The following is a 24,033-nucleotide window of genomic DNA, read 5'->3' on the forward strand; positions in this document are numbered from 1 at the left end:
GGTCACCGCCCGGGCCGGACCCGCGCGTCGACACACCCCGGCGCGGGACACCGACAGGGCCGGCAGGTGATCAACATACAGGTGCCCGGCGACCGCTCCGACACCGCGGTCCCGGCCCCGGCCGGGCCGCCGGGCCAGGGCCGGCGCCCGTGGTTCGTCCGCGACGGACCGTGACCGGCCGCCGGAGGGGCGTCCTCACCCGCCCGTGCGGCCCAGCAGGTCCTCGACGGTCTGCGCGCGGCGCAGCGTCTCGAAGCGCACCGCGCCGTCGGCCGCCACGGTGACCCCGTGCACGGCGGGTTCCAGCAGGCTGTTGTAGGAGAACGGGGTGGACGTGTAGTAGGCCCCGGTGTCCAGCAGCGCGACCAGGTCCCCGGGCTCCAGCAGCGGCAGCGGGCGGGCCCTGGCGACCAGGTCCCCGGCGAAGCAGGCCGGCCCGGCCACGTCCTGTTCGACCGGCTGCCCGTGCTTGGCCGCCCCGGTCGCGTCGTGCGCGGTGACCCGCAGCGGCCAGGAGTCCGGTGCGAAGACCGTCCGGGTGGCCACCTGCGCACCGGCGTAGGTGATCGCGATCGCCCGCCCGCCGGACTCCTTGGTGTACTCGACGTAGGCGGCGGTGAAGCCGCTCTTGGCCAGCACGGACCGGCCGAACTCGGTCACCAGCCGGAACTCACCGGAGAACAGGTCGGGCACGCGGGCCTGCAGCCGCTCGGCGTAGTCCCGGTGGTCCGGGATCACCCGGTCGTCGGCGAAGTTGACCGGCAGGCCGCCGCCGATGTCCAGGCCCACCACCTGACGGCGGCCCAGCTCGCGGTTGATCCGCCGGGCGAGGGCGACGGTCGCAGCGACCCCGTCCGCCATCAGGTCCAGCGGGCAGCCCTGGCTGCCGACGTGGCAGTGCAGCCGGCCGAGCCAGGGCCGCGCCCGGAAGGCCTCGACCAGCCGGGCGGTGTTGCCCTCGTCGGCCAGGGCGATACCGAACTTGGAGGTCGCGGTGGCGGTGCTCATCGCCCCGATGGCGCCGGCACCGAGCTGCGGGTTGACGCGCACGCCGATCGTGGACTCGCTCTGGACTTTGCCGGCGTGCCCGGGAGTCAGCAGCTCGTCGACCCGGGCCAGCTCCTGCCAGTTGTCGACGTTGACGGCCACGCCGAGCTCCAGCGCCCGCGCCAGTTCGCGACGGGTCTTGGCCGGGGAGTCGAAGACGATCCGTCCGGGCTCGAAACCGGCCGCGAGCGCCTGCGCGAACTCGCCGGGGCTGGCCACCTCGCAGCCCATGCCCAGACCGCGCAGCCGCGCCAGCACCGGGACGAGGCTGTTGGCCTTGGCCGCGAAGGCGTGCAGCACCTCGACCGAGTCGGGGAAGGCGCGGTGCAGCGCGTCGACGGTGGCCGCCACCGCGTCCAGGTCGAGGAAGCCCGCGAGCTGCGCGTCCTCCGGGTCCAGCAGGCCCTGGCGGACCGCCGCGCGGAGGATGAGTTCACGGCGCTCGGGCCCGTGCAGGGCCGTCAGCTGGGGGTTCGCCATGGTGGCACACTCCGTCCGGTCGTCTCGGTCGCACGGCCCCGGGGTGCTCCGGCGGGCCGTGCGACCAGACTGCCCGTCAGCCGGCGGGCAGGTCCTCATCCCACGACCCGGGTTTCCGGCGGCGCCTCCGTGCCGGCCGACGGCGGGCGGGCAGCGGCGGCCCGCCTTCGCCCCGGACGACGAACGTGCCGCGCCGTCCTCGCACCGGACGACGAACGTGCCGCGCCGTCCTCGCACCGGACGACGAAGTCCCGCAGCGGGCGACAAGCACCCCGCAGGTCCCCGCGCGGGACGACGGCCTCAGCCCTCGTCGGCCACCGAGCGCCTGAGCAGCAGCAGTTGGAGCTGGGCCAGCAGCCGGGCGTCGGGGTCGTCGAGGTCGATGCCGCTCTCCCGCACCACCGTCTGGTCCAGGCGGTGGGCGTAGGTGCTGCGGGCCACGCCCAGCGCCTCCGCGGCCCTGGCCTTCTCCCCCGGTTGGTCCAGGAAGGCGCCCAGGGTGTCGACCAGCGGGACCTCGGCCTTGCGGGTGGACGCCAGCAGCCGCGTCACCGGCGTCTCCACCGGCAGCTGTCGCGCCGCCCGCAGCGCGTCCGCGAAGTGCAGCAGCGCCACGGCGTCCGCGACCTCCCCGACCCTGGCGACGTCCGGCGCGCTCCGGCCGAACAGCAGCCCGCCCAGCGCCAGTTCGGCCGTCCGCCGGGATTCGGGTGCCCCGTCGAGCCGGTCCTGCACCTCGCCGACGCCCACCCGTACCCGCAGCCCCAGCTGCCGCGACAGCTCCCGGGCCAGCGATCCGGCCAGCAGCCCCACCCGCTCGCGGGCCCGTGCCGGGTCCTTCGCCAGCCCGCCCAGCAGCACCAGGACGCCCCGCGCCGAGGGCACCACCACCGACACCTCGCCGCGCCCGGTGCAGTGCCGGAACGCCGCATCGACCAGCCGGCCGCGCGCCCGGACGTCCTGCGGGCCGCCCGGCCCGGCACCGACCGACAGCACCGCGCACCGCTCCGCCGCCGGCAGCCCGGTGCGCGCCGCCAGCAGTTCGGCGGACCCCTGTCCGTCGAGCAGCCCCCGGACCGCTTCCAGCAGCAGCCGGTCCTGCCCCTCCCGCCGCGCGCGGTCGTGCAGCAGGTGGGCCACGGCCTCCCGCGCCGCGGCGCGCAGGGCCTCGCGGTTGGCCGGGGTGTCCAGGGGCCGCTCGCCCTCCGCCGCCACCCAGATCGAGCCCAGCGGGACGTCCCCCGCCCGGACCAGCACGATCAGGCGCTCGGGGGCCTCGCCCTGCGCCTTGCGGTGGAGCACCCGGTCCGAGCGCAGCAGGTCGCGGTCGAACCCGGCGTTCCGCAGGTCGTCACGCCGGTGCGCCGGCGGCTTCTGCCCCAGGATGGTCCAGATCCGGACCCAGTCCACGTCCTGACCGATGGGCGAGTAGGCGAGGACGTTGTACGCCGTGTCCTCGATCGTCACCGAGCCGCCGACCCGGAGCGCGATCGCCTTGGCCAGCTGCGGGAGGTCGCCCAGCGGCACACCGGCGATCCTCGGTTCGGGCGTCACCGACAGCCCCGCGTGCAGGATCCCGATCACGGTCGGCCAGTCCGTCCACCGGCTGCGGAAGAGCACCGCCGTCCCCGCCTCGGCGGCGGCCGCGCCCAGCGCCTCGTTCCCGGAGCCGGTCTCCACCGGACGGAAGAGCACCGCCGCCGCGCCGGCCTCCCCCGCCCGGCGGACGAGGGCGCCCGCCTCCTCGGTGTGCGGATCGACCCCGACCGCGACGAGCAGATCGTCCTGGGACGCCGGCGGCTCCAGCTCGTCGAGCACGACCAGCCGGCTCACCGGCCGGTCCGCTCCGCCCGGCGCGAGGCGGCCCGGGACGACGAAGTCCCCCGCCAGCGTCAGCAGACTCAGCAGGGTCGGCCCCGACCCGAGCCGGTCCGCCGATCCCGCCTGTTCCGCCTGTTCCGCCTGTTCCGCCTGTTCTGCTCGTCCCGCCTGTTCCGTCTGTTCCGTCTGTTCCGTCTCGGACATGGGCCACCCCTCCCCAGGGCACGCGCGCCACGGCCGGGTCGGCGTCAACTCGCCCAGGGCGTCCACCGGTTCGACCACTGTAGTGCCGCGAGACGGAACCGGGGACGTGGGCTACCGCTCGGTGAGCACCTCCGCCAGCCGGTCGGCGAACGCGGTGAGCCAGTCCAGTCGCGGGCCGCCGCGGGCGATCCGGAACCCGTGCCGACGGCCCCAGAACGCGGCCTGGACGGCGTGGAAGTGGGCCCACCGCCGCACGCGTTCACGGTCGAGTTCGGCCGCCTCGGCGAACACGTCCAGGATGCGCTGGACGGCCCTGCGCGGGTCGTCCGCGTCGAGGAGCGTCAGCGCGCGCGACTTCAGCAGGGTGCCGCCGTCGTAGGCGGGATCCCCGACGTACCCCTTGGGGTCGACGGCGAGCCACGGCTCGCGGCCCGCGCGCAGGATGTTCCCGGCGTGGAGGTCGCCGTGGACGAGGGTGTCCGGCTGGACCGGGCCCAGCTCCCGGACGGTCGCGACGGCGGCGTCCAGCACCGGGCGCGGCAGCGGCCGCGCCAGTTCCTCGTCGTCCCGGCGCAGTTGCTCCTCCCAGGCCGCGGCCTGCTCGCGCAGCCGGGGCAGGCCGGGCGGCGCGGGGACGGCCAGGCGGCGGTTGAGCCGCCCGGCGACCGTCACCACCTCGTCGCCGTCCTCGACCTCCGCCAGGGTCCCGGACCGGACCCGCTCCAGCAGCATCGCGTACCGCGCGTCGTCGCGTTCGTGCAGATGGACGGCGCCCCGCCCGGCCCACGCCACGAACGCGTCCGGCTCGTGGACGTTGCCGGGATGCGGGAACGACACCTTCAGCACCGCGGGCTCCCCGCCGCGCCCCCGCACCGGAACGATGACGCCGACGCCGCCGTGCATGACCGCACCGTCCGGCACGCACCCCCAACGCCCCGACAGCTCCTCCACGATCCCGGGCACCTCGGTGAGCCACCGCGCCCCGGCCTCCCCCTCGCGCTCGACGGTGCTCCGCGCGAACTCCTCCGGTACGGCGATCATCCCGGCACCCTACCGAGGCACCGCCGGTACCGGCACGTCAGGTGTCCGTCCCGGGCGGCTCATCACATCGTCGACCCTGACCATGACCGGCCTCTCCCCTCGATCGCATCCCGCGCACTGGTGAGCCGTCAGCGAACAAACACGCGGAGCCGGGCCCGGCCACGCATGCTGAGGCCATGGACGTGACCGAGGTTTTGCCAGGACTACGCATGCTCCGGTTCCCGGTGGGTTCGGCCTACCTGTGGCGGGACGGCTCCGAGGTGACTCTGATCGACTCCGGCACGGCGAACTGCGCGGCACGGATCGAGGAAGCGCTGGACGGCGAACTGCGGCGGATCGTGCTGACTCACTGGCACGAGGACCACACGGGATCCGCTGCCGAACTCGCCGCCCGGCACGGCGCGGAGGTGGTGGCGCATCGGTTGGAGGCTCCGGTGATCCGGGGGCAGGAGGCCGGAGCGGCTCCCGTGCTGGAGGAGTTCGAGGTACCGATCAGGGCGGCGCTTCCGCCCCTGCCGGCGGCCCCGCCCTGCCGGGTGGACCGGGAGGTGGAGGACGGCGATGTGCTGGAGTTCGGCGGCGGGGCCGTGGTGGTCGCCGTGCCCGGACACACGGACGGGTCGATCGCGCTCCACCTGCCCGGGCCGAAGGTGCTGTTCACCGGAGACGCGGTCGCCAACGTCGGCCGGACCATGATGGGCGTCTTCAACACCGACCGCACCCGAGCCGTCGAGTCGCTGCACCGGCTTGCCGAGTTGGAGGCCGAAACGGCGCTCTTCGGACACGGCGACCCGATCACCCACAGCGCACGGGCCGCCCTGCGGGAAGCGGTCGCCGCAACCGTGCTGTGACCCCGGCCCGCCGACCGTCGCGGCGGGGCTTCGCGTCGAACCGACGCCCGTGATGGTGCGTCACTCCTACGGGGACGCCTGCCCGCCGCATCACCGAGTGGGAGCGCGGGCATGCTCCAGCCTGTTGTCAGAAGCCGTGGGGGGAATGTGCAGGCAAGCTGCCCGCCGACAACCTCGCGGCCCAGGCCATGACGATCCGTACGCTGCGCCACGACGCACAGCGCCGCGAGGCCACCCGGCAGGGTCGGATCGAGCGGGCCACCGCCCGGTGGGAGCGCCTGGCGGGCCGGATCGAGTGGTTCGGCATACCCGAGAGCGCTCCCCCGCGCAGCGACCTGTCCGCGCTGCGCGAGGCCGACGACGACGATCCGCGCTCCGGGTCGTGGCACTGCCCCAAGCTCGGACGCGCGGTGGCGTACGAGTCGGAGAGCGAGCTCCACCTGATCCAACTCCTGTCGTTCGCCCCGCAGATCGCGTACTACCAGGAGCAGCCGCTGGCCATCGGCTACGAGTTCGACGGGCGCCCGCGCACCTACTTCCCCGATCTGCTCGTCGCCACCACCGACGGGCGCTGCGTCCTGGTCGAGGTCAAGGCGCTGTTCGAGATGGCCACCGCCGTCAACGTCGCCAAGTACCGGGCCATGGCGCAGCTGTGCCGCGAACGCGGCTGGGGGCTCCTGGTCACCGACGGGAACCGTACCCGCGCGCTGCTGGAGGAACACCGGCCGGACCCCGGGCTCGCCGGCCTCATCGGCCCGTTGCTGGAAGACGGGACGGTGCTGGGGTGGCCGCACGTGGTCGCCGCAGCCGGCGGGGAACGCCCGAACTGGATGGACCTCGCGGCGCTGATCCTGAGCCGGGGCTGGGACTGGCGCACCCGGCCGTTCCGGCTGAGCATCGGCCGCGCCGCCGCCCCGGCGGCCACGCCTGGTCCGGCGACCCCGCCGGCCACGGCGGCCACCGTGGCGGTGGACCAGGACGCGGCGGGCCAGGACGCGGTGGTGTGCCCGACCCCCGCGGAGATCGAGGCCGCCCGCACCCCGGCCGGCGGGTGGCGCCGCGACCAGCTCGCGGCGTGGGGCGTGCCCTGGCCTCCCCCCAGGGGCTGGAAGCAGCGGCTGACCGACCGGTCACGCGCCGCCCGCGACTGAGGTCCGGCCCGGCGGCTGACGCCGGGCCAGGCCGGGTCAGGCCGGCTCAGTCCTCGGCCGCCCACGCGATCGCCCGGTCCTGCTGGGCGAGCGGGAAGGTCTTCGTGGTGCCCGGCGTCATCCACCCGAAGAGGGCCGTCGCGTGGGTCATCCACTCGATGTCCGTGACGAGGGCGATCCGCTTCCAGGCCCGCAGGTGCTCGGCCCCGATCTTGAGGTCCTCCCACAGTGCGCCGCCGGTCATGCCGTGGAACTCCCGGATGACGATGACGAACCGCACCGCGCCCCGCTTCGCCGCTTCCTCCAGCGCGGGCAGCAGCACGTCCCGGTAGTCCTCGGCAGAGAGCCTGCCACCGGCCTCGAATCCGATGACGTTCTCCGGCAGTCCGTCCAGCTTCTCGATCACGAGCGGATCCCTTCTCTCGTCGGCCGCCGTTCAGGAGGGCTCGGAGGGCACGGGCGACGGGGACACGGATGGCGATGACACGGACGGCGATGACACGGGCGACGGGGACCCGGGCGACCCGGACGGTGCCGGGGACCCGGACGGTGACGCCGACGGCGACTTCGCGGAACTGCCGGGAGCGGACGGCGTCGGCGAGGCGGGCTTCGGTGCGACCTGGAGGCCGGTGACGTGACCGTCCGCGGTGAGGAAATACTGCAGTCCGGCGTAGCCTGGCGTGACCAGGATCCCCTGGGTCATCTTGGGCAGTTGGCTGGAGCGGGCGAGTTCGGCGCCGTCCTGGGCCCGGCGCCAGACGACCTGTTCGGTGGTGTACTTCTTGAGCCCCTGGAAGAACTTCACCGGGATGTCGGTCCCGATCAGCACGCGCTGGTCCTTGGGGCCGATCAGGGTCGTGAAGCTGAGGGTCGTCTGGTCCTGCGTCCACGCCACCGACAGCGTGCCGTTCGACAGGTCGATCCCGGCCAGCTCGCCCGCCCCGGCGTCCATCGCGTAGACGCGGTCGTTCTCCGGGTCGACCGAGACCATCGACGGGATGAAGCTGTTCTTGGTGCCGCTGGAGGCGAACGGCTGGATGTCGGCCACCTTGGTCGAGTCGCTCTGGGAGACGGCGACGACGCTCATCGGGGTCGAGGTCGGCTTCCCGCCGTTGGTCATCGCGACGACGTAGTCGTTGATGACGGCCATGGCGGACGCGGCGGTCTGCCCGTCCTTGAGGTAGGGCACCGGCCCCCACGAGGGGTCGGGGGCGAAGCCGTTGTTCTGGTACGAGTAGCGGTAGAGCTTGGTGGCGCCCGGCAGGTAGATCTCCTGCGTGCCGTCGAGCGTCGCCGTGGTGATCCGGCCGCCCATCATCTCGGGCAGCGTGACCTGGGAGATCACCTGGAGGGTCTTCGGGTCGATCGCCACCATGATCGAGGGCGGCACGGCCGTCGGGTCGGGGCAGTTCAGGAAGGCGCTGAACCCCTGCTCCGTGCAGCCGGGTTGCCGGTTGACGGTCTTGGCGACGATGGTCCCGTCCGGCAGCGCGTCGTAGCCGTTGTACGCGGTGTCGCGCGGGGCCGACCGGCCGGTGGGCAGCGTGGTCCGGGCGAGGACCCGGCCGGTCTGCGGGTCGATCCGGGCGATGTGGTAGCCGTAGACGACCACCAGGCTGCCGTCCGCCAGCACGTTCAGGACACCGGGGTAGTCCCACTCGTCGGTCGCGTTGGTGTTGATCAGCACCTGGCGCCAGACCTCGTTGTACGTCCCGGGTTCCACCCGCGAGACGAACGAGCCGGAGGCGCCCTGGCCGTCGCCGTAACCGCCGCCGTAGACGTAGAGCTCGTCGGGGCCGCGGTCCACGATGTTGTACGGCGTGGCGTAGACCTGCTGCGAACCGTAGGCGTAGACCTGGTTGTTCGACGGGGCGCCCCCGAAGTGCGCGCACCCGTACCGGTGCGTCCGGTTCGAGTCGTGGACCTCGAAGGCCGCGATGGTCGGGTACCACGGGGCGTTGCCCTCCGCGGCCGCGCAGGACTGCTCGCCGGGGACGAGGGTGGGATCGCCGACCAGCGGACCGCCCGCGGCCACCACGTCCGCCGGCGGGGAACTCCCGTGCGCGTCGGCCGGGCGCGCTCCTGAGGCGGAACCGGCGCTGGAGCAGGCGGAGAGGGCGAGGAGCAGGGCCACGACAGCGGCCGTCAGCCGGGGAACGGGCGACCGGTGCGGCAAGGGGGGCTCCTCGGGTCGGATCGGCGCCGGTGTGCGGCTCGTCCGGCAGCGGGCCGCGGAACAGGCTCGCAGAGCCGCCACGCCCTGCCCGGCGGACACGCCGCGCCTCCGCTCCCGCCGCCGGGCCGATCACCCAGGCGGACCCGGCGCCGGTCGCGCGGCCGGTCCCCGACAGGTGCCCGTGCGGTCCCCGACCGGTCCCCCGCCCCGGGGGGGGTGTCAGTTGCTCCTTGTACTGTCGATCGCGCACAACGATTCTTTCGACACGGGGGCATGAGCAATGATCAGGACCGATCCGGCGACACCCGACCTCTTCCTCACGCCGGTCGAGGACGTCTTCGTCCGCAACCACCTCGGGCCGCACCCGCAGCTCGACCCCGCGACGTGGTCGCTCACCGTCGAGGGCCTGGTGGAGCGGCCGCTGCGGCTGGACCTCCCGGCCCTCCTGGGCCTGCCGCAGCGCCGGTTCACCGCCGTCCACGAGTGCTTCGGCAACCCGCTGCACCCCACCGTGCCGACCCGCGCCGTCACCAACGTGGAGTGGGCCGGCGTCCCGCTCGCCGCCGTACTGGAACTCGCCGGCCCGCGCCCGGAGGCCCGGCACGTCTGGCTGGAGGGCGCCGACACCGGCGACTTCGCGGGCGAGAGCGGCGTGAGCTACCTCAAGGACCTCCCCGTGGAGCAGGCGGGCGCCGAGGTCGTCCTCGCGCACACCATGAACGGCGAACCGCTGCACCCGGACCACGGCTACCCGGTGCGGGCGGTGGCACCCCTGATGTTCGGGACCAACTCGGTGAAGTGGCTGAGCCGGATCGTGCTGGCCGCCGACCGCCCCGACCACCTCTTCACCACCCGCCTGTACACCCGCGTCCTGCCCGGCGAGCGCGAGTCCCGGCCGGTGCGGGAGAAGGACGTCAGCAGCAAGCTGCTCACCCCGGGCGACGGGCGCACCGTCCCGGCCGGGAGCTGCGAACTCGCGGGCTACGCCTGGAGTTCCAGCGAGGTGACGTCCGTCGAGATCGCCGTGGACGACGGTGACTGGCAGCCCGCCGCGCTCGACCGGCGCGGCCCGGACCCGGCCTGGCAGCGCTTCCGCCTGCGCCACGACCTCGCCCCGGGCCGGCACCGCATCCGCTGCCGGGCCACCGACTCCGCCGGGCGCGTCCAGCCGCTCACGGGCGACCGGAACGCCGTCCATGAGATACACGTCGTCGCCGAGTCGGGTGGGCAGCCGGCCCGGGTCTGACGTCCGGCCCGGGGCCCGGCGTCGGCCGGGCCCGGGGCCGCTACGCGGCCGGGGGGCGGGGTGGGTCGGGTTCGTCGAGGAGCAGTTCCAGGAGCGGGAGGGCCTCCTCCAACTGCCGGCACTGGTCGGGGGTCAGACGGGTGCTGCGCCGGGCCACGAGGGCGGAGCGTTCGCGGCGGATCCGGTCGAGGGTGTCCCGGCCGTGCGGGGTCAGGCCTCCCCGGGCGGCCAGGGGCCGTGCGCCGCGACCTGGCTGCGCAGCCCGCGCAGGGCACGGGCGGCGGCGATCCCGACCGCGCCGACGACCCGCCCGTCGCGGACGCAGGCGGCGGCGAAGCGGTGCTCCGCCACGCTGCCTTCGACCGGTTCGAAGCGGTCGGCGTCGCCGGGGCGGCCGTACGCCTGGATCCGCAGCCCGTACTGGTCGGTCCACAGGTACGGGACCGGGGTGTAGGCCTGCCGGGTCCCGTCCGGCCCGGCCAGCAGGTTCCGGGCGACGAGCAGGGCCTGGTCGGTGGCGTTGGTGCGCTGTTCGAGACGCCGGTGGCGGCCGGTGTGCGGGTCCGGCCAGGAGGCGGCGTCGCCGGCCGCCCAGACGCCGGGCCCGGCGGCGCAGTGGGCGTCGCAGACCACGCCGTCGTCCAGCCGCAGGCCGCTGCCGGCCAGCCAGTCGGTGGCGGGTTCGGAACCGACGGCCATCAGGACGGTGTCGGCCACGAGGTCGGTGCCGTCGGCCAGCCGTACGCCGGTGGCGCGGCCGTCGCGGTGCAGCAGGCCGGTGGCCGCTCCCCGGTGGATCCGTACGCCGTGTTCGCGGTGCAGGCCGGTGAGCAGGGCGGCGGTCTCGGTGCCCAGGACCGCGGCCAGCGGGGTGTCGGTGGACACCAGCCAGGTGACCTCGGCGCCGAGTCCGACGGCGGTGGCCGCCGCCTCGGCGCCGAGCAGTCCGCCGCCGACCACGAGCAGCCGGCCCCCGGCGCGAAGGTCCTCGCGCAGGGCGAGGGCGTCGGCGAGGGTGCGCAGCACGTGCGCGCCGGCGAGCGGGGTCTCGGCGCCGGGCAGCCGGCGCGGGCGGACCCCGGTGGCGATGACGACCGCGTCGCAGGGCACCTCCCGGCCGTCGGCGAGGTGGACGGTGCGGGTGCGGCGGTCCAGGCGCCGGGCGGGCACCCCCAGGCGCAGGTCGAGCCGGAGCTCCTCCAGGGCCCGGGGGTCGCGCAGGGTGAGCCGCTCGGGCTGCCACTGTCCGGAGAGCAGGTGCTTGGACAGCGGCGGCCGGTCGTACGGTGGCGCGTCCTCGGCCCCGATCAGGGTGAGCCGGCCGTCGTAGCCGGCCCGGCGCAGCGCTTCGGCGGTGTGCAGTCCGGCTGCGCCGGCTCCGACGACGGCGATCCGGCGCGGTGCGCTCACGCGGTTTCCAGGCGGATCGCGGCGGCCGGGCAGACGGCGGCGGCGTCCTGGACGGCCTGGTGGACGTCGGCGGGCGGCCGGGCGTCGAGCAGGACGACGATTCCGTCCTCGTCGCGCTGGTCGAAGACCTCGGGGGCGGCGAGGACGCAGTGTCCGGCGCCGCAGCACTTGTCCTGGTCGATGTGGACGAGCATGCGGGTTCCCTTCGGGGCAGGGCCGGTCGGGGCCCTGGTGGTGGTGAACTGTACGGTCGGCGAACGATGGCGATCGGTGGTGCTGTCGGCCCGCGGGCCGGAGTTCACCAGGCGATCGGCAGCTCGTGGACGCCGTAGATGAGCATCTCGCCGCGGAAGCGGACCGCTTCGAACGGGACGGCCAGGCGCAGTCGGGGCAGTCGGCGCAGGATCGTGTCGAGGGCGATCTGGAGCTCCAGGCGGGCGAGCGGCTGGCCGAGGCACTGGTGGACGCCGAAGCCGAACGCGAGGTGGCGGCGGGCGTCGCGGGTCAGGTCGAGTTCGTCGCCGCCGGGGAACTCCAGGGTGTCCCGGTTGGCGGTGCTGATCATGCAGATGACGCCTTCGCCCGCCCGGATCCGCACGCCGCCGACCTCGACGTCCTCGGTGGCGACCCGGGTCAGGCCGGAGTGCACGATGGTCAGGTAGCGCAGCAGTTCCTCGACCGCGCCGGGGACGGACTCCGGGTGGCGGCGCAGGTGGTCGAGCTGGTCGGGGTTGCGCAGCAGGGCCAGGACGGACAGCGCGGTCATGTTCGCGGTGGTCTCGTGTCCGGCCACCAGCAGCAGCCGGCCCATCGCGCCGATCTCCTCGGTGCTGAGCTCGCCGCGGGCGACCAGCCGGCTGAGGATGCCGTCGTCGGGCTCGGCGCGCTTGGTCTCGGTGAGCTCGACCAGGTAGTCGGCCAGCCGGTCCCGGGCGGCGTCGACCTCCTCGGGCGAGGAGTCGCGGCGCAGCAGGACGCGGCTGCACTCCTGGAAGAAGTCGTGGTCCCGGTAGGGGACTCCGAGCAGCAGGCAGATCACCAGGGAGGGCAGCGGCAGGGCGAACTCGTGGACGAGGTCGGCGCCGGTGCGTCCGGCGGTCATCCGGTCGAGCAGGTCGTCGGCGATGCGCTGGACCTCGGGGCGCATCGCCTCGACCTTCTTGATCATGAACTCGCCGGTGAGCATCCGGCGCAGGCGCGCGTGCTCGGGGTCGTCCAGCCTGATGAAGGTGGGCTGACCGGCGTTCAGCTGCCGGGCGCCGGCGCTGATGAACGGGAAGCCGGGGCGGGTGGAGTCGGAGCTGAAGCGGGCGTCGGAGAGGACGGCCTTGACGTCCTCGTGGCGGGTGACCAGCCAGCTGGGCGCGCCGTCCCAGAGGGAGACGCGGGTGACCGGCTCCTCCTGGCGGGCCTGCTGGTAGGCGGGGGGCGGGTCGAAGGGGCAGGCGCCGCGGGCGGCGGGGTGGGTGATGCCGGGGGTCTGGGCGGCCGTGGCCATGAGGGGGCTCCCTTCTCGGAGCTGGGTGTCGCCAGCTCGGGCCTGCGTGGCGCAGCTGGTGGCGCCGCGTGGGGGTGTGCCGTGTGCGGTGTGCTGTGCGGTGTGCAGTGCTGTGCGGTGTGCAGTGCAGTGCTGTGCTGTGCAGTGCGCTGTGTGCGGCGTGCTCTGTGCCGTGGGTGGCGCCGTGGGGGTGGTGCGGCCGAGGTGCAACCGGGGCCATTTACGTGCCCTAAGCAACTAACTCACCGTCACGCTAACTCGCACTCCGTTGCAACGAAAGGCCCCGTCCCCCCAGCGAACGAATCTGTCCGAAATCCGGTCGGACCCCCGGGCCACCCTCACGGCCCGCACCGGATCGCTACAGTTCCCCCATGCCGGACGCCGAAGACCCCGAAGACGAACGGACCACCGCCTCGGACCTGGAGGCCGTACTGGCCACCCTGGCCTACCTGCTGACGCGTACACAGCAGCACGAACGTCAGACGGCCCGGGCCGGGATCACCGCCGCCCGCTCGGACATCTACCTGCTGCGCGCGCTCTCCGAGGCCGACGGCGCCAGCCGGATCGGCGACCTCGCCGACCGGCTGATGGTCAAGCCCTCCCACGTCACCCGGCAGATCGACCGCCTGCAGGGCCAGCAGCTGGTGGAACGCACCCGGGACGCGACGGACCGGCGGGCCCGCCAGGTCGAACTCACCGCCGAGGGACGGGCCGTACTCGACCGACTGAAACAGGCCAACATCACCGGGCTCGCCGACGCCCTCGACGGCGTCCCGGACCCGGACGTCGCCGCCACCGTCCACGTGCTGCGCCACCTGGTGCACCGCTACGTGCAGCGCGTCCGGACCACCATGTGCTCCGAGGACGGGCCGCTCCCCTGCTCGCGCCAGACGGAGACCAGCGCCTGACCCGGCTGCGCCGCCGCCGGGCGCAGGGCCTCCTCAGGGGGCCGCGAACAGCCCCGGGAAGCCCGCGGCCAGCCAGGGCTTGCGGCCCCAGGCGAACACCTTGCCCCGGAGGAGGGCGTCGGTGGCGGTGTAGCGGCCCAGCGCGATGAGGAGGAACGCCACCGGCTCGGTGAGGATAGTGCAGTCCGGGCGGCACGGCGGCTGCGGGCTCACCACGGCGACACCGTCCGTGAAGGTCACCGCGAAGGCGTCCAGGCCCCGCACCCGCAGCCGGTAGCAGGCACTGTGGCCGGCCGCGGCACGCGGGTCCGTCACCCACGGCATGGCCACGCGCAGGAACGGCATCGTCAGCCCCACGCGGTGCCGGTCGATCGGGTGCGGCCGCCCCAGGGCCACGGCGATGTCGTAGAGGTGGCCGAGCATGTGGGTCAGCAGGTAGGCGCCGAGGGTGTCCAGGTCCATCGGCCCCAACGGGGTCAGCACCGGTTCGGTACCGGCCCGCGGCCCCACGGCCGCCGTGAACTCCCGTGCCCGCCGGGCGATCTCCCCGGCGAGCACGTCCGGGTCCCGCTCCGGCCGCTCGGCCAGCGAGGCCTCGTTCGCCGCGGCCAGCGAGCCCGCCGTCCCGTCCCCGTACGGCCGCTCCTCGCCGGCCGCCAGTGCGGCCATCAGCTCGTTGGCCATCGCCAGGTGCGCGGCGGCCTCGGCGACCGTCCACTCCGCACCGGGTATCGGGGTGTCGCCACGGCAGCCGGCGAGCAGGCCGACGGCCTCGCCGCCGACCGCGGTGAGCGCCTCGAACAGCGCGGTGCGCGCGGCGGCGGTGAGGGGTTGCTGCTGCTGGGGGAACGGGAGCGTCATGGGGGTGAAGACTGACCGACCCCCGCGCCGCTGTCCAGACCGGCGCGAGCCACCCCGGTGGACGGTCGACGCAGCACGCCGCACCACACAGCACACCGCACGTACCGCAGAGCACGCGGCACGCGGCACGCGGCACGCTGCCGTCGACCGTCCACCACCCACCCGGCACCGACCGCCGTGACACGCGCACCCCGGATCCCCGGAGCGGAGCGCGCGCCACTACGGTGGACCGATGGCATCGATCAAGCACGTCCAAGTCACCTTCGACTGTGCCCAACCCGAGCGCGTCGCCCGTTTCTGGTGCGAGGTGCTCGGGTACGTCGTACCACCGCCGCCGCCGGGGTTCGCCGACTGGGACGCCTTCAACCTCTCCCTGCCGACGGAGCGTCAGGGTTCGGCGTTCGCCTGCGTGGACCCCTCGGGCGTGGGCCCCCGCCTGTTCTTCCAGCGCGTTCCCGAGGGCAAGGTCGTCAAGAACCGGGTGCACCTCGACGTCCGGGTCGGCACCGGTCTGGTCGGCGAGGAGCGCCTCGCCGCCCTGGAGGCCGAGTGCGCACGACTGTTGGCCCTCGGCGCGGTGCGCGTGCGGCTCCTGCGGGCCGACGGCTTCAACGAGTCGTGCATCGTGATGCAGGACGTCGAGGGCAACGAGTTCTGCCTCGACTGACCGACTCTCCCGGCTGAGCCCGGTCCGACCGGGTCGGGCTCAGCCGCACTGACGCTCAGCCGCCCCGACGCTCAGCCGCCCCGACGCTCGGCCACGGCGACCAGCGCCACCCTGGGGACCTCGGCGATCCAGCCGCCGGCGGCCGGGCGCACGAAGGGTCGCGCGGGCGCCGCGAGCGGGCCGCAGAGCTGCGCGAGGTGCGCGGTGTGGTCGAACGCGTCGGCCAGCAGGTCCCAGCCGGCGTCGGCGCCGAGGTCGTCGAGGTGGTCGGCGAGCCCGAAGGTCGCGCCGAAGTGGGCCACCACGGCGGCCTTCGCTCCGTCAGGGGTCGCCGCGCGGACCGTGATCGGGTCGTAGACGTCGACCAGGCGCACCGCGACGGGATGCGGCGCGAACAGGTCCAGCAGGTCGATGCGGCTGAAGTGCCGGTAGTCGTGGCGGATCGCGGCACGGGGGTCGACGACGGTGCGGAAGAAGTCGGCCATCGGGCTGTGCGGCTCGAAGTCGTGCAGGACGACCCGGCCGCCGGGGCGCAGGACCCGTACGGCCTCGGCGACCGCGGCGGGGCGGGCGGCGGGCGGGATGTGGTGGGTGCCGTAGGCCAGCAGCACCGCGTCGACGGTCCGGTCGGCCAGCAGCATCCGGTCAGGGGCCTGGCGCACGGCGGGCAGGCCGTGGGCGAGGGCGGCGGCCACCATCGGTCCGGAGATGTCACCGGTCAGCAGCCGCAGCCCGTCCGGCACCTGGTCCGGGCGCAGGGCCGAGGCGCGCGCCAGCAGTCCGTCCCCGCCCAGCGCATCCAGCACCAGCGCCTGCGCCTCGCCGCCGCTCCGGGCCTGCGCCCCGCGGCCACTGCGGGCCTCCGGCACGGCCAGGCGCAGCAGCTGCCGGGCGCCGGTCCAGCGCACCAGCGGATCCCGGTGGGCACGCCGGTAGGAGTCGCCCCGCCCGCCGCTGTCCGAGTCGAACTCGTTGGTCCACGCGCGGAGCCGGTCGGCCGTGGCGGCCCCGTCGACCCGCCCCGGGTCGAGCAGCCGGTGCCAGCCCGGATGCCGGTCCGCGAGGTGGCCGAGGTACTGCTCCACGGTCATGTCGGGAAGGTAGGACGGCGCGGGCACGGGCGACTCCTTCGTCGGCTGCGGGGGCACCCCATGCCTGCCCGCCCCCGCGCCGGGCACACCCCGCTCTCGGGCGCACGCGCTCCGCGCGGACCGGCCGGGCGTGCTCCGGGAGGGCGCCACGGTGCGCCGGACCCTCCCGCTCGACGGGAAGGCCGACAGCTGCGTACGCCCTCGCACCGCGCACCGCGGCCGTGCCGGAGCAGTCGATCGAACGTGTCTGTCCGGTCGGTGATCAGTGGTGCGAGGTGGGACCGGATCGGGCCGTGGATGCCGGCCGATCCGGTCCCCGGGCGGCGCCGGGCGGACCATCGGCGCACGCTTCGCCTTCGACCAGTGGATCGACACCCACAACCGCGAGGGCTTCGGCTCGCTGGCACGGCGAGCGCTCGGCGACGTACGCGCGGCCGGCGCCGTGCTCTAGCCCCGACGTTTCGCCTCGGCCTGGACAAGGACCCGTCTCTTCGGTCCTCTGCGGAGCCGGATGAGTCCGGCTGCGAGGCGGAGTGCGTGCGCCTGGTAGGCGTCGGCGGGTCTGTCGGTGCGCACGGCCAAGCCGCGCCACTGTTTCAGGCGGCTGATGCACCGCTCGACGGCGTTCCGCGCCTTGGGGGTCTCGGCGTCGAAGCCGGACCGGATCGGCCGGCATCTCCACGGCTCGATCCGGTCCCGCATCGCATCACTGATCACCGACCGGACAGACACATCCGATCAGAGTGCTCAGCCCATCGGAGAGACCGACCTCAGGCGGCGGGCTTGACCGACACCGGCCAGTGGCCGCCCGGGAACTGGCTGTTGTCGACGGCGTTGCCGTGCAGCGCGGCCATCTCCTTGGCCTGGGCACCGAGCAGCACCATCAGGGCGCTGACCGCGGCGACGATCACCGTGGTGTTGACCCCGGCCTCCTCAAGGATGATCAGGAAGCCCGCCCAGGAGAAGACCACCGAGCCGAGCGACGCGATCGCGGCGATCGTGGCGCCGATGAACTTGACCAGGACCAGTGCCAGCGCCAGGTAGAAGGTCAGGCCGGCCGCCGCGCAGATCTCCAGCGAGGTGGAGGTCTTGTCGCAGATCCCGCCCACCGAGGTGGCGGCCGCCGCCTGACGCGGGATCTCCTTGCCGTAGGCGTCCGCCGCCGGGCCCTTCCACTCCCCGGTCGAGCCCAGCACCTGCGGCTGGAGCTGGCCGGTCACACCGTTCGCCAGGCCGCGCAGGGTCTCCCACTGGAAGCCGTGGACCATCATGTAGACCGGAGCGGCAGCGCCCTCCAGACACTCCTTGATCTTGTTCAGGATCCCGGCGCCGATCTCGCAGATCTTCTTCCCGAACCAGATCACCTTGTCGGCCAGCCAGTCGGGCACCCACCACCGGTCGGCGGCGTCGTTCGCCTTGCCGGGCACCGAGTCGAGCTTGGCCGACAGGTCGCCCAGGCCCGAGGTGAGCTTGTCGACCGTTGCCTGGTACTGCGCCGCTTGGAATGCCACGTCGAGAACTCCGCTTCAGTTGCCGGATATGGCCGTGAGGTTGGCCGAGGTCTTCTGCTCGTGGTGGTCGTAGTTGTCCGCCACCGTGCGCAGGCCGTCGGCGACCGCCTTGAGGTTCTGCTGCCCCTCCAGGGAGCGGTCGTGCACGGCCGTCAGGACCTCCGCGTAGGCGCCGACGACGAGCTGGAAGACGCCCGCCTGGAACCGGTCCATCGACATCGAGCCGACGGACGAGGCGATCTTGCCCAGATCGTCGCTCTGCTGGTCCCAGAGCCCGGCCTCCGTGCGGAGTGTCTCGGTCGTGACCTTGAAGCCGTCGTCGTCGGCCATGGTGTCGCTCCCTTCCTGGGTCGTCCGGCCCCTGCGGCCGGTCCGCGTTACGAGTTGCGGAGCTTGCTCGGGTCCGCGAGCAGGGCGAGGGCCTCGCGCAGCATCCGGTCGGTGCCCGCGGCGGCCTCCTCCCGGGCGGACCGGACGGCGGCGGCGAGGTCGGTGCGGGCCTTCGCGAGGGCGGCGGCCAGCGCGTGGTTCAGCGCGGCGGTGCCGGTCTCGGCCGCCCACCGCCCGTCCGGCTCGCAGGACACCAGTCCACCGCGCGAGAGCACCACGGTCACGTGCCCGCCCTCGTCGCAGCCGCGGCCCTGCACGGGGACGCCCGGTGCGCCCGCCCGGTCGAGGGCCGTGAGCACGTCCTCGGCCAGTTGCTCCAGCGGCCGGGGGGTGACCTGGCTGACGTCGCCGACCGCAAGGGTCAGGTCGAGTGCGGGCTCGGCCACGGCGTCCGCCGCCGCACGGTCGTCGGGCAGCCGGTCCGGTACGGCCGCCCAGGCCGCCTTTCCGGCGTCCTGCTGCCAGACCGACAGCCGGTTGACGGCGGCGGCCTGCCCGGCCTCGACCGCCGCGCCGCCGAGCGCCTCCGGTGACAGCCGCTGCTGCCAGCCGGCCTCGACCGTGATCGACAGCGGGAGGTCCTCCGGGCCGAGCACGACGGTCACCGAACCGGTGCGGTCGGTGCCCTCGGAGCGCTGGGGGAGGATGTCGCGGGTCTCGGCGAGCGCATGGGTGAGGTCGCCCAGGAAGGCGCTCATCTGCTGCAGGTCGCGCAGCGGGTCGTTCATCGCACGGGCCTCTCGTACCGACGGCCCGGGTCCCAGGGCGATCGGTTGACGTGGTGGGAGACGGTCAGGAGCGCGTGGTCGCGGCGAGGGTCAACTGGTTGCACAGGAGGGCCAGTGCGACGACCGCACCGACGAGCAGCCAGCCGCTGGAGGAGACGTGGGAGTCACCGAGGAAGAGGGTGGCCGCGACCACCGCCGCCAGGCCGGCGGCTCCGCCGACCACGGCGGACGCACGCCGGACGCCGCGCACCGGCACCGGGCGGCGCACCGCGAGGAGCACGGCCGCTGCGGTGACGGCGGCCACCAGGTACAGCGTCGCGTCCACCCACCAGGCGGGCGCCCATGACCTGCCGTGCCAGATCACCAGCGGGCAGAGCAGCAGCGGGCACTCGGCCATCACTCCGAGCAGCACGGTCGTCGTCCGGTCGGCGTGCTTCGATCGATTCCTGTCGCTCACGTGGGACCCCCGTCTCCGGCCGTCACTATACATTCGGGGCGACCGGCCACGGCATGGAGCATCATTATTGACATTCCGTCACACAAGGCTCCTGCGTTTCTCGGGGCGCCCCCCGCTCCGGCGCCGACCATCATCCGCGGCACCAGGCCGTACCGCTCGAACGCCGACACGTTCGCCCGCTGGGTGGACTCGTCCCCGGCGCCGCCGGCGACGTAGGAGAGCACCGACGCCTGGTGCACCGGGCGCAGGCGGCCGGCTTCAAGGGCATCGTCGTCACCCTGGACACCTGGATCACCGGCTGGCGCTCGCGCGACCTCACCACCGTCAACTTCCCGCAGCTGCGCGGCCACGCACTGGCCAACTACACCTCCGACCCGGTCTTCCGCGCCAGGCTCGCCAAGGCGCCCGAGGACGACCTCCAGGCGGCCGTCGTCGAGTGGGTGCGGATCTTCGGCAACCCCCTGACCTGGGACGACCTGGCGTGGCTGCGGTCGATCACCGACCTGCCGATCATCCTCAAGGGCATCTGCCACCCCGAGGACGTCCGCCGGGCGAAGGACGGCGGCGCGGACGCGGTCTACTGCTCCAACCACGGCGGACGGCAGGCCAACGGCGGGCTCGCCGCGATCGACCTGCTGCCCGACGTGGTGGCGGCGGCGGACGGGCTGCCGGTGCTGTTCGACTCCGGCGTCCGCACCGGCGCGGACGTCGTCAAGGCGCTGGCCCTGGGCGCCACCGCGGTCGGCGTCGGCCGCCCGTACGCCTACGGCCTGGCGGTCGGCGGCGTGGACGGCATCGTGCACGTGCTGCGCTCGCTGCTCGCCGAGGCCGACCTGATCATGGCCGTCGACGGCTACCCCAGGCTGGCGGACCTGCGCGCGGAGGGCGCGATCCGCAGGCGCTGACGCGCCGCCGACCGCATCGGCCCGGCCCCCGACCGGGGGGCCGGGCCTTCGGCGTGCGCGGCCCGGGGCCGCGCCGGATCGGGCGGTGGCGCGCCGGAGCCTGGCCGGCGGACCGGCCGACCGGCGGTGGCGTCGTCGCGGCCGCCTGCTCGCCTTCACCGCCTCCCTCCCCACCGGCCACTGACAACCCGATCACCGGAACCACCCCTCTCCACCCGGGAGACCGGCGAACAGCGCCGCCGTCCGGCTCGGGGCGGGTGGGGGCGAGCCCCGGTCAGTCGAGCAGGACGCCCGGGTTGAGGATGTGGTGGGGGTCGAGGGCGGTCTTGGCGGCGCGGAGGGCGAGGGCGAAGGGGTCGGGGCGCTGGCGGTCGTAGGCGGGGCGGTGGTCGCGGCCGACGGCGTGGTGGTGGGTGATGGTGGCGCGGTGGCGGTGGAGGACGTCGTTCGCGGCGGCCTTGATGTCGTCCCAGATCCGGACCTCGTCGCCCGGGCGGCCGGCGACGGCGACGGTGAAGTAGGGGGCGGCGCCGTCGGGGTAGACGTGGGTGAGCCGGCAGTTGACGGTGGCGGGGTGTCCGGTGGCCTTGCGGGCCGCGGCGGCCACCTCGGTGCGGACGTCGTCGATCAGGGCGGGGATCCTGTCCCAGGTGGCGGCAGTCTCGAAGGTCTCGACGACGGCGCCCATCCGGGCCAGGCCGTCGCGCAGGTAGGGCATGCGCAGGAAGGCCGAGCGCCAGGCGCTGACGGCCGGGTCGGTGTCGGCACCGGCGGGTTCGGTGTGGGCGTCGGCCGGGTTGGTACGGGCCGGGGAGCCGCGGTCGGGGCCGGGCGGCGAGGTGCGGCCGCCGTGGGCGCGGGCGATGTCGAGGGCGTCGGCCAGGCGGTCGCGGACGGGGCCGGTGGCCGACTCGAAGCCCAGGACCAGCACGGTCGAGCCGTCGCGGGAGGCGCCGGAGAGCAGGGCCTCGCCGGGGTCGAGCAGACGGCAGTTGGCCGGGGCGAGGTCGGTCTGGGCGATGGCGCGGACGGCGTCCAGCGCGCGGTGGAAGTCGCCGAAGGCCACCGAGGCGGAGGCTTTGTGGCGGGGACGTTCCTGCAGCCGCATCCAGGCCTCGGTGATGACGCCGAGCGCGCCCTCGGAGCCGAGGAAGAGGCGGTCGGGCGACGGACCGGCGCCGGATGCGGGCAGGCGCCAGGAGGTGCCGGCTCCGGCGGGCGTGATCACGCGCAGGGACTGCACGAAGTCGTCGATGTGGGTGCGGACGGTGGCGTAGTGGCCGCCGGCCCGGGTGGCGAGCCAGCCGCCGAGGGTGGAGAACTCGAAGCTCTGCGGGAAGTGGCGCAGGGTCAGACCGTACGGGCGCAGCCGGCCCTCCAGGACCGGCCCGAGGGCTCCGGCCTGGATGCGGGCGGTGCGGCCGACGGTGTCGATCTCCAGGACCCGGTCCATCGAGGTCAGGTCGAGCGACAGGACGGCGCGGTGGGCGTCGCCGCGGTACTCCACGCCGCCGACGACGGAGGAGCCGCCGCCGAAGGGGATGACGGCCACGCCGTGTGTGCCGGCCCAGTCCAGCAGGTCGGCCACGTCCTGGTCGCCGGTCGGGTGGGCGACCAGGTCGGGGATCCGGCCGGGCCGGCCGCGCAGGGCGCGGATGACGTCGCGATAGGCCTTGCCCATCGCGTGGGCGGCGCGGGCCCCGGGGTCTGCGGTCACCAGGTGCGCCAGGGAGGACGGGGGCGTGACGGCGGGGCGGGCGATGGCGAGGTCCGCGATGCGGGGTACCGGCAGCGGGCGGGCCAGGGTGCCGGGCAGGAGGGCTCCCAGCGCGGCGCATTCGGCGTCGTCGGGGTGGGCGTCGGCGTGACCCCAGCCCCACCAGGAGCGGGTGCGGGGGGATCCGGGGTCGGACGGGGCGGCAGGCATGGCGGCGCTCCAGCGGGGTCCAGGGAACTTACCCATTGGTAAATTACCCTAGGGTAAGATCGGTTCCATGACAACGCTCCCTTCCAAGGCCGACACCCGGGCCGGTACGCGGGCCGACTCCCGGGCCGACACCCGTACCGGTACCCGGGCCGGCACCAAGGGCGTACCGCGGGCCGACCGCGAACGGCAGGTCCTGGCCGCGGCCACCGAGGAGTTCGGCCGCCACGGCTTCGAAGCCACCACCGTCGCCGCCATCGCCGCCCGCGTGGGCGTCACCAAGCCGCTGCTGCACCAGTACTTCGGCAGCAAGCAGGACCTCTACCTCGCCTGCCTCGACCCGGTCGGCGACCGCCTGCTGCACGCCATCCGCACCGCGATGGCCGAGCCGGACACCGACGCGCCGCCCACGCCCCTCCGCGTCCTGCACGCCCTCTTCGCCGCACTGGACGGGCAGCGCGAGGCGTGGTTCGTCCTCTACGACCCCTCGCTGCCGCCCGGCAGCGACGCCGCCCACCGCGCTGCCCACTACCGCGACGCCATCGACGACCTCGCCGCCGACGGCGCCGCCGGTCTCCTCCGGGCCGCCGGATCCGACGACCCCCTGGACGCCGACGCCCTCCGGTACGCCTGGCGCGGTCTGTGCACCGCCCTGGTCCGCTGGTGGATCAACCACCCCGACCAGTCGCCCGACGCCATGGCGCGACGCTGCGCCCGGCTCTTCTCCGCCGCCCGCTCGGTCGTGCCCGCCGACGGCGAACCCGCCTGAGCCGTACCGGCGCACCGGCGCGCGCCCGGCGGACCACCGCGCCCGGGCCGGGTCCGTCAGATGCCGTCCTCGCGCCCGGCCCGTCCTCCTGCGGTCAGGCCACGCCGCGGAAGACGTACGCCGTCATCGGGGCGGTGACCGGCCCCGGACCCAGACGGGCCGTCACCTCCGCCACGACGGCGGCCCGGACGGACGGATCGTCGCCGCGCTCCTCGACGGCCGCACGCACCGGCGTCCCGGTGAGGAACCCGAGGGCGACGTCGGCGGCCGACGCGGCCCGGCCCTCCAGCGTCAGCTCCCGCTCCTCCTCCACCGTGAACCCGGCGGCCGCGAGGTCGACGGCCACGGCGGCGGGATCGGCGTAGCCGTGCGGGACGGTGGGGAGGAACTGCGGCGGGTCGACCGGAAAGGCCCGCTCCAGCCCGGCCTGGACGGCGGAATCGAAGGCGTGGCTGCCCAGAGGGCCCCAGGTGTTGAACAGGAACCGGCCGCCCGGGGCCAGCACCCGGCGGACCTCGGCGAAGGCCGCGACCCGGTCCGGGAAGAACATCACGCCGAACTGGCAGGCCACCAGGTCGAAGCCGCCGTCCGCGGCGTCCGCGCCGTCCGGGAACGGCAGCCGCTGCGCGTCGGCCTGCCGCCACACCGCGCCCGGGGCCCGGGCCGCCCCGAAGGCCACCATGGCCTCGTTCAGGTCGGTGGCCGTCACCTCGGCCGGCGGTGCCACCGCGAGCAGCTCCGACGTCAACACGCCTGTCCCGGCGGCCAGTTCGAGGATCCTTCGGGGGTGGAGTGCCGCCGCTCGGGCGGCCAGGTCCTCGGCGAAGGGGCGGAAGAGCACCGGTGCGAGGTACTGCTCGTAGGCCGCCGGCATGGACTCGGACCACCGCCGGTCGG

The 24,033-nt window shown here is 74.5% G+C and carries 22 protein-coding genes and 2 pseudogenes; 7 read left to right on the forward strand and 17 right to left on the reverse strand.

Features of this window, described 5'->3' with window-relative positions:
* Positions 1 to 195 precede the first annotated feature (195 nt).
* From ACIGG8_RS14370 to ACIGG8_RS14380, 3 genes are all read right to left on the reverse strand, one after another.
* Entirely contained in the window at positions 196 to 1,527 is a 1,332-nt protein-coding gene (locus ACIGG8_RS14370; protein ID WP_396548036.1) for a diaminopimelate decarboxylase, read from the reverse strand.
* Positions 1,528 to 1,827: 300 nt separating this feature from the next.
* Positions 1,828 to 3,552 carry a PucR family transcriptional regulator gene (locus ACIGG8_RS14375; RefSeq protein WP_396548038.1) on the reverse strand — a complete coding sequence of 575 codons (1,725 nt, stop codon included), beginning with the start codon at positions 3,550 to 3,552 and terminating at the stop codon, positions 1,828 to 1,830.
* 111 nt (positions 3,553 to 3,663) lie between these two features.
* A complete protein-coding gene (locus ACIGG8_RS14380) occupies positions 3,664 to 4,593 on the reverse strand; it encodes an aminoglycoside phosphotransferase family protein (RefSeq protein WP_396548040.1) in 930 nt (309 codons plus the stop codon).
* A 176-nt stretch (positions 4,594 to 4,769) separates the two neighbouring features.
* Between ACIGG8_RS14380 and ACIGG8_RS14385 the strand changes: the two genes are divergently transcribed.
* Complete coding sequence (locus ACIGG8_RS14385; protein WP_396548042.1) at positions 4,770 to 5,444, forward strand: MBL fold metallo-hydrolase; 675 nt, start codon at positions 4,770 to 4,772, stop codon at positions 5,442 to 5,444.
* 188 nt (positions 5,445 to 5,632) lie between these two features.
* Entirely contained in the window at positions 5,633 to 6,595 is a 963-nt protein-coding gene (locus ACIGG8_RS14390; RefSeq protein ID WP_396548044.1) for a Tn7 transposase TnsA N-terminal domain-containing protein, read from the forward strand.
* Positions 6,596 to 6,641: 46 nt separating this feature from the next.
* Here ACIGG8_RS14390 and ACIGG8_RS14395 read toward each other — a convergent pair whose 3' ends face one another.
* Both ACIGG8_RS14395 and ACIGG8_RS14400 read right to left on the reverse strand, forming a co-directional pair.
* Positions 6,642 to 7,001 carry an STAS/SEC14 domain-containing protein gene (locus ACIGG8_RS14395; RefSeq protein ID WP_396548046.1) on the reverse strand — a complete coding sequence of 120 codons (360 nt, stop codon included), beginning with the start codon at positions 6,999 to 7,001 and terminating at the stop codon, positions 6,642 to 6,644.
* A gap of 30 nt (positions 7,002 to 7,031) precedes the next feature.
* On the reverse strand, positions 7,032 to 8,771 hold the full coding sequence (locus tag ACIGG8_RS14400) for a hypothetical protein (RefSeq protein ID WP_396548048.1): 1,740 nt from the start codon (positions 8,769 to 8,771) through the stop codon (positions 7,032 to 7,034).
* A gap of 280 nt (positions 8,772 to 9,051) precedes the next feature.
* Between ACIGG8_RS14400 and ACIGG8_RS14405 the strand changes: the two genes are divergently transcribed.
* Positions 9,052 to 10,017, forward strand: a complete 966-nt coding sequence (locus ACIGG8_RS14405) for a molybdopterin-dependent oxidoreductase (protein WP_396548050.1) — start codon at positions 9,052 to 9,054, stop codon at positions 10,015 to 10,017.
* A gap of 210 nt (positions 10,018 to 10,227) precedes the next feature.
* Here ACIGG8_RS14405 and ACIGG8_RS14410 read toward each other — a convergent pair whose 3' ends face one another.
* From ACIGG8_RS14410 to ACIGG8_RS14420, 3 genes are all read right to left on the reverse strand, one after another.
* Complete coding sequence (locus ACIGG8_RS14410) at positions 10,228 to 11,427, reverse strand: NAD(P)/FAD-dependent oxidoreductase (protein ID WP_396548052.1); 1,200 nt, start codon at positions 11,425 to 11,427, stop codon at positions 10,228 to 10,230.
* Positions 11,424 to 11,621: a 4Fe-4S domain-containing protein gene (locus ACIGG8_RS14415; RefSeq protein WP_350520416.1), complete on the reverse strand. Its 198-nt coding sequence runs from the start codon at positions 11,619 to 11,621 to the stop codon at positions 11,424 to 11,426. The genes ACIGG8_RS14410 and ACIGG8_RS14415 overlap by 4 nt, the downstream gene beginning before the upstream one ends.
* A 104-nt stretch (positions 11,622 to 11,725) precedes the next feature.
* Positions 11,726 to 12,925, reverse strand: a complete 1,200-nt coding sequence (locus ACIGG8_RS14420; protein ID WP_396548055.1) for a cytochrome P450 — start codon at positions 12,923 to 12,925, stop codon at positions 11,726 to 11,728.
* A 371-nt stretch (positions 12,926 to 13,296) separates the two neighbouring features.
* Between ACIGG8_RS14420 and ACIGG8_RS14425 the strand changes: the two genes are divergently transcribed.
* The gene (locus tag ACIGG8_RS14425; RefSeq protein ID WP_396548056.1) at positions 13,297 to 13,833 is read left to right on the forward strand and encodes a MarR family winged helix-turn-helix transcriptional regulator; all 537 of its coding nucleotides are present in this window, start codon (positions 13,297 to 13,299) and stop codon (positions 13,831 to 13,833) included.
* Positions 13,834 to 13,866: 33 nt separating this feature from the next.
* Here ACIGG8_RS14425 and ACIGG8_RS14430 read toward each other — a convergent pair whose 3' ends face one another.
* Entirely contained in the window at positions 13,867 to 14,694 is an 828-nt protein-coding gene (locus tag ACIGG8_RS14430) for a maleylpyruvate isomerase family mycothiol-dependent enzyme (RefSeq protein WP_396548057.1), read from the reverse strand.
* Positions 14,695 to 14,926: 232 nt separating this feature from the next.
* Between ACIGG8_RS14430 and ACIGG8_RS14435 the strand changes: the two genes are divergently transcribed.
* A complete protein-coding gene (locus tag ACIGG8_RS14435) occupies positions 14,927 to 15,361 on the forward strand; it encodes a VOC family protein (protein ID WP_350520411.1) in 435 nt (144 codons plus the stop codon).
* 71 nt (positions 15,362 to 15,432) lie between these two features.
* Here ACIGG8_RS14435 and ACIGG8_RS14440 read toward each other — a convergent pair whose 3' ends face one another.
* From ACIGG8_RS14440 to ACIGG8_RS14465, 6 genes and pseudogenes are all read right to left on the reverse strand, one after another.
* Complete coding sequence (locus tag ACIGG8_RS14440) at positions 15,433 to 16,479, reverse strand: methyltransferase domain-containing protein (RefSeq protein ID WP_396548060.1); 1,047 nt, start codon at positions 16,477 to 16,479, stop codon at positions 15,433 to 15,435.
* A gap of 743 nt (positions 16,480 to 17,222) precedes the next feature.
* Positions 17,223 to 17,963, reverse strand: a complete 741-nt coding sequence (locus ACIGG8_RS14445) for a hypothetical protein (protein WP_396548062.1) — start codon at positions 17,961 to 17,963, stop codon at positions 17,223 to 17,225.
* 15 nt (positions 17,964 to 17,978) lie between these two features.
* A complete protein-coding gene (locus tag ACIGG8_RS14450) occupies positions 17,979 to 18,293 on the reverse strand; it encodes a hypothetical protein (protein WP_396548064.1) in 315 nt (104 codons plus the stop codon).
* 47 nt (positions 18,294 to 18,340) lie between these two features.
* Positions 18,341 to 19,081: a hypothetical protein gene (locus ACIGG8_RS14455; RefSeq protein ID WP_396548066.1), complete on the reverse strand. Its 741-nt coding sequence runs from the start codon at positions 19,079 to 19,081 to the stop codon at positions 18,341 to 18,343.
* A gap of 64 nt (positions 19,082 to 19,145) precedes the next feature.
* Positions 19,146 to 19,538 (reverse strand): hypothetical protein, encoded by a 393-nt coding sequence (locus tag ACIGG8_RS14460; RefSeq protein WP_396548068.1) that lies wholly within the window; start codon positions 19,536 to 19,538, stop codon positions 19,146 to 19,148.
* 119 nt (positions 19,539 to 19,657) lie between these two features.
* A pseudogene (locus ACIGG8_RS14465) lies at positions 19,658 to 19,765 on the reverse strand (alpha-hydroxy-acid oxidizing protein); the annotation flags it as partial.
* A gap of 3 nt (positions 19,766 to 19,768) precedes the next feature.
* Between ACIGG8_RS14465 and ACIGG8_RS14470 the strand changes: the two are divergent.
* Positions 19,769 to 20,443 (forward strand): annotated as a pseudogene (locus ACIGG8_RS14470) (alpha-hydroxy-acid oxidizing protein); the annotation flags it as partial.
* 274 nt (positions 20,444 to 20,717) lie between these two features.
* On the opposite strand, the gene ACIGG8_RS14475 reads toward ACIGG8_RS14470, so the two are convergent.
* Positions 20,718 to 22,370: an FAD-binding oxidoreductase gene (locus ACIGG8_RS14475; protein WP_396548070.1), complete on the reverse strand. Its 1,653-nt coding sequence runs from the start codon at positions 22,368 to 22,370 to the stop codon at positions 20,718 to 20,720.
* A 67-nt stretch (positions 22,371 to 22,437) separates the two neighbouring features.
* Here ACIGG8_RS14475 and ACIGG8_RS14480 point away from each other — a divergent pair, with 67 nt between their 5' ends.
* On the forward strand, positions 22,438 to 23,136 hold the full coding sequence (locus ACIGG8_RS14480) for a TetR/AcrR family transcriptional regulator (protein WP_396548072.1): 699 nt from the start codon (positions 22,438 to 22,440) through the stop codon (positions 23,134 to 23,136).
* A 94-nt stretch (positions 23,137 to 23,230) separates the two neighbouring features.
* Here ACIGG8_RS14480 and ACIGG8_RS14485 read toward each other — a convergent pair whose 3' ends face one another.
* Complete coding sequence (locus ACIGG8_RS14485) at positions 23,231 to 24,010, reverse strand: class I SAM-dependent methyltransferase (RefSeq protein WP_396548275.1); 780 nt, start codon at positions 24,008 to 24,010, stop codon at positions 23,231 to 23,233.
* Positions 24,011 to 24,033 lie beyond the last annotated feature (23 nt).

The sequence above is a fragment of the Kitasatospora sp. NPDC085464 genome, from assembly GCF_044541955.1.
GTDB lineage: Bacteria > Actinomycetota > Actinomycetes > Streptomycetales > Streptomycetaceae > Kitasatospora.

What these genes read in the sequence shown, in the direction of transcription:
- ACIGG8_RS14450 (WP_396548064.1), bottom strand. Translation starts at nt 18,293, where the DNA reads ATGGCCGACGACGACGGCTTCAAGGTCACGACCGAGACACTCCGCACG.
- ACIGG8_RS14455 (WP_396548066.1), bottom strand. Translation starts at nt 19,081, where the DNA reads ATGAACGACCCGCTGCGCGACCTGCAGCAGATGAGCGCCTTCCTGGGC.
- ACIGG8_RS14380 (WP_396548040.1), bottom strand. Translation starts at nt 4,593, where the DNA reads ATGATCGCCGTACCGGAGGAGTTCGCGCGGAGCACCGTCGAGCGCGAG.
- ACIGG8_RS14405 (WP_396548050.1), top strand. Translation starts at nt 9,052, where the DNA reads ATGATCAGGACCGATCCGGCGACACCCGACCTCTTCCTCACGCCGGTC.
- ACIGG8_RS14370 (WP_396548036.1), bottom strand. Translation starts at nt 1,527, where the DNA reads ATGGCGAACCCCCAGCTGACGGCCCTGCACGGGCCCGAGCGCCGTGAA.
- ACIGG8_RS14425 (WP_396548056.1), top strand. Translation starts at nt 13,297, where the DNA reads ATGCCGGACGCCGAAGACCCCGAAGACGAACGGACCACCGCCTCGGAC.
- ACIGG8_RS14385 (WP_396548042.1), top strand. Translation starts at nt 4,770, where the DNA reads ATGGACGTGACCGAGGTTTTGCCAGGACTACGCATGCTCCGGTTCCCG.
- ACIGG8_RS14375 (WP_396548038.1), bottom strand. Translation starts at nt 3,552, where the DNA reads ATGTCCGAGACGGAACAGACGGAACAGACGGAACAGGCGGGACGAGCA.
- ACIGG8_RS14430 (WP_396548057.1), bottom strand. Translation starts at nt 14,694, where the DNA reads ATGACGCTCCCGTTCCCCCAGCAGCAGCAACCCCTCACCGCCGCCGCG.
- ACIGG8_RS14485 (WP_396548275.1), bottom strand. Translation starts at nt 24,010, where the DNA reads ATGCCGGCGGCCTACGAGCAGTACCTCGCACCGGTGCTCTTCCGCCCC.
- ACIGG8_RS14435 (WP_350520411.1), top strand. Translation starts at nt 14,927, where the DNA reads ATGGCATCGATCAAGCACGTCCAAGTCACCTTCGACTGTGCCCAACCC.
- ACIGG8_RS14415 (WP_350520416.1), bottom strand. Translation starts at nt 11,621, where the DNA reads ATGCTCGTCCACATCGACCAGGACAAGTGCTGCGGCGCCGGACACTGC.
- ACIGG8_RS14475 (WP_396548070.1), bottom strand. Translation starts at nt 22,370, where the DNA reads ATGCCTGCCGCCCCGTCCGACCCCGGATCCCCCCGCACCCGCTCCTGG.
- ACIGG8_RS14480 (WP_396548072.1), top strand. Translation starts at nt 22,438, where the DNA reads ATGACAACGCTCCCTTCCAAGGCCGACACCCGGGCCGGTACGCGGGCC.
- ACIGG8_RS14390 (WP_396548044.1), top strand. Translation starts at nt 5,633, where the DNA reads ATGACGATCCGTACGCTGCGCCACGACGCACAGCGCCGCGAGGCCACC.
- ACIGG8_RS14420 (WP_396548055.1), bottom strand. Translation starts at nt 12,925, where the DNA reads ATGGCCACGGCCGCCCAGACCCCCGGCATCACCCACCCCGCCGCCCGC.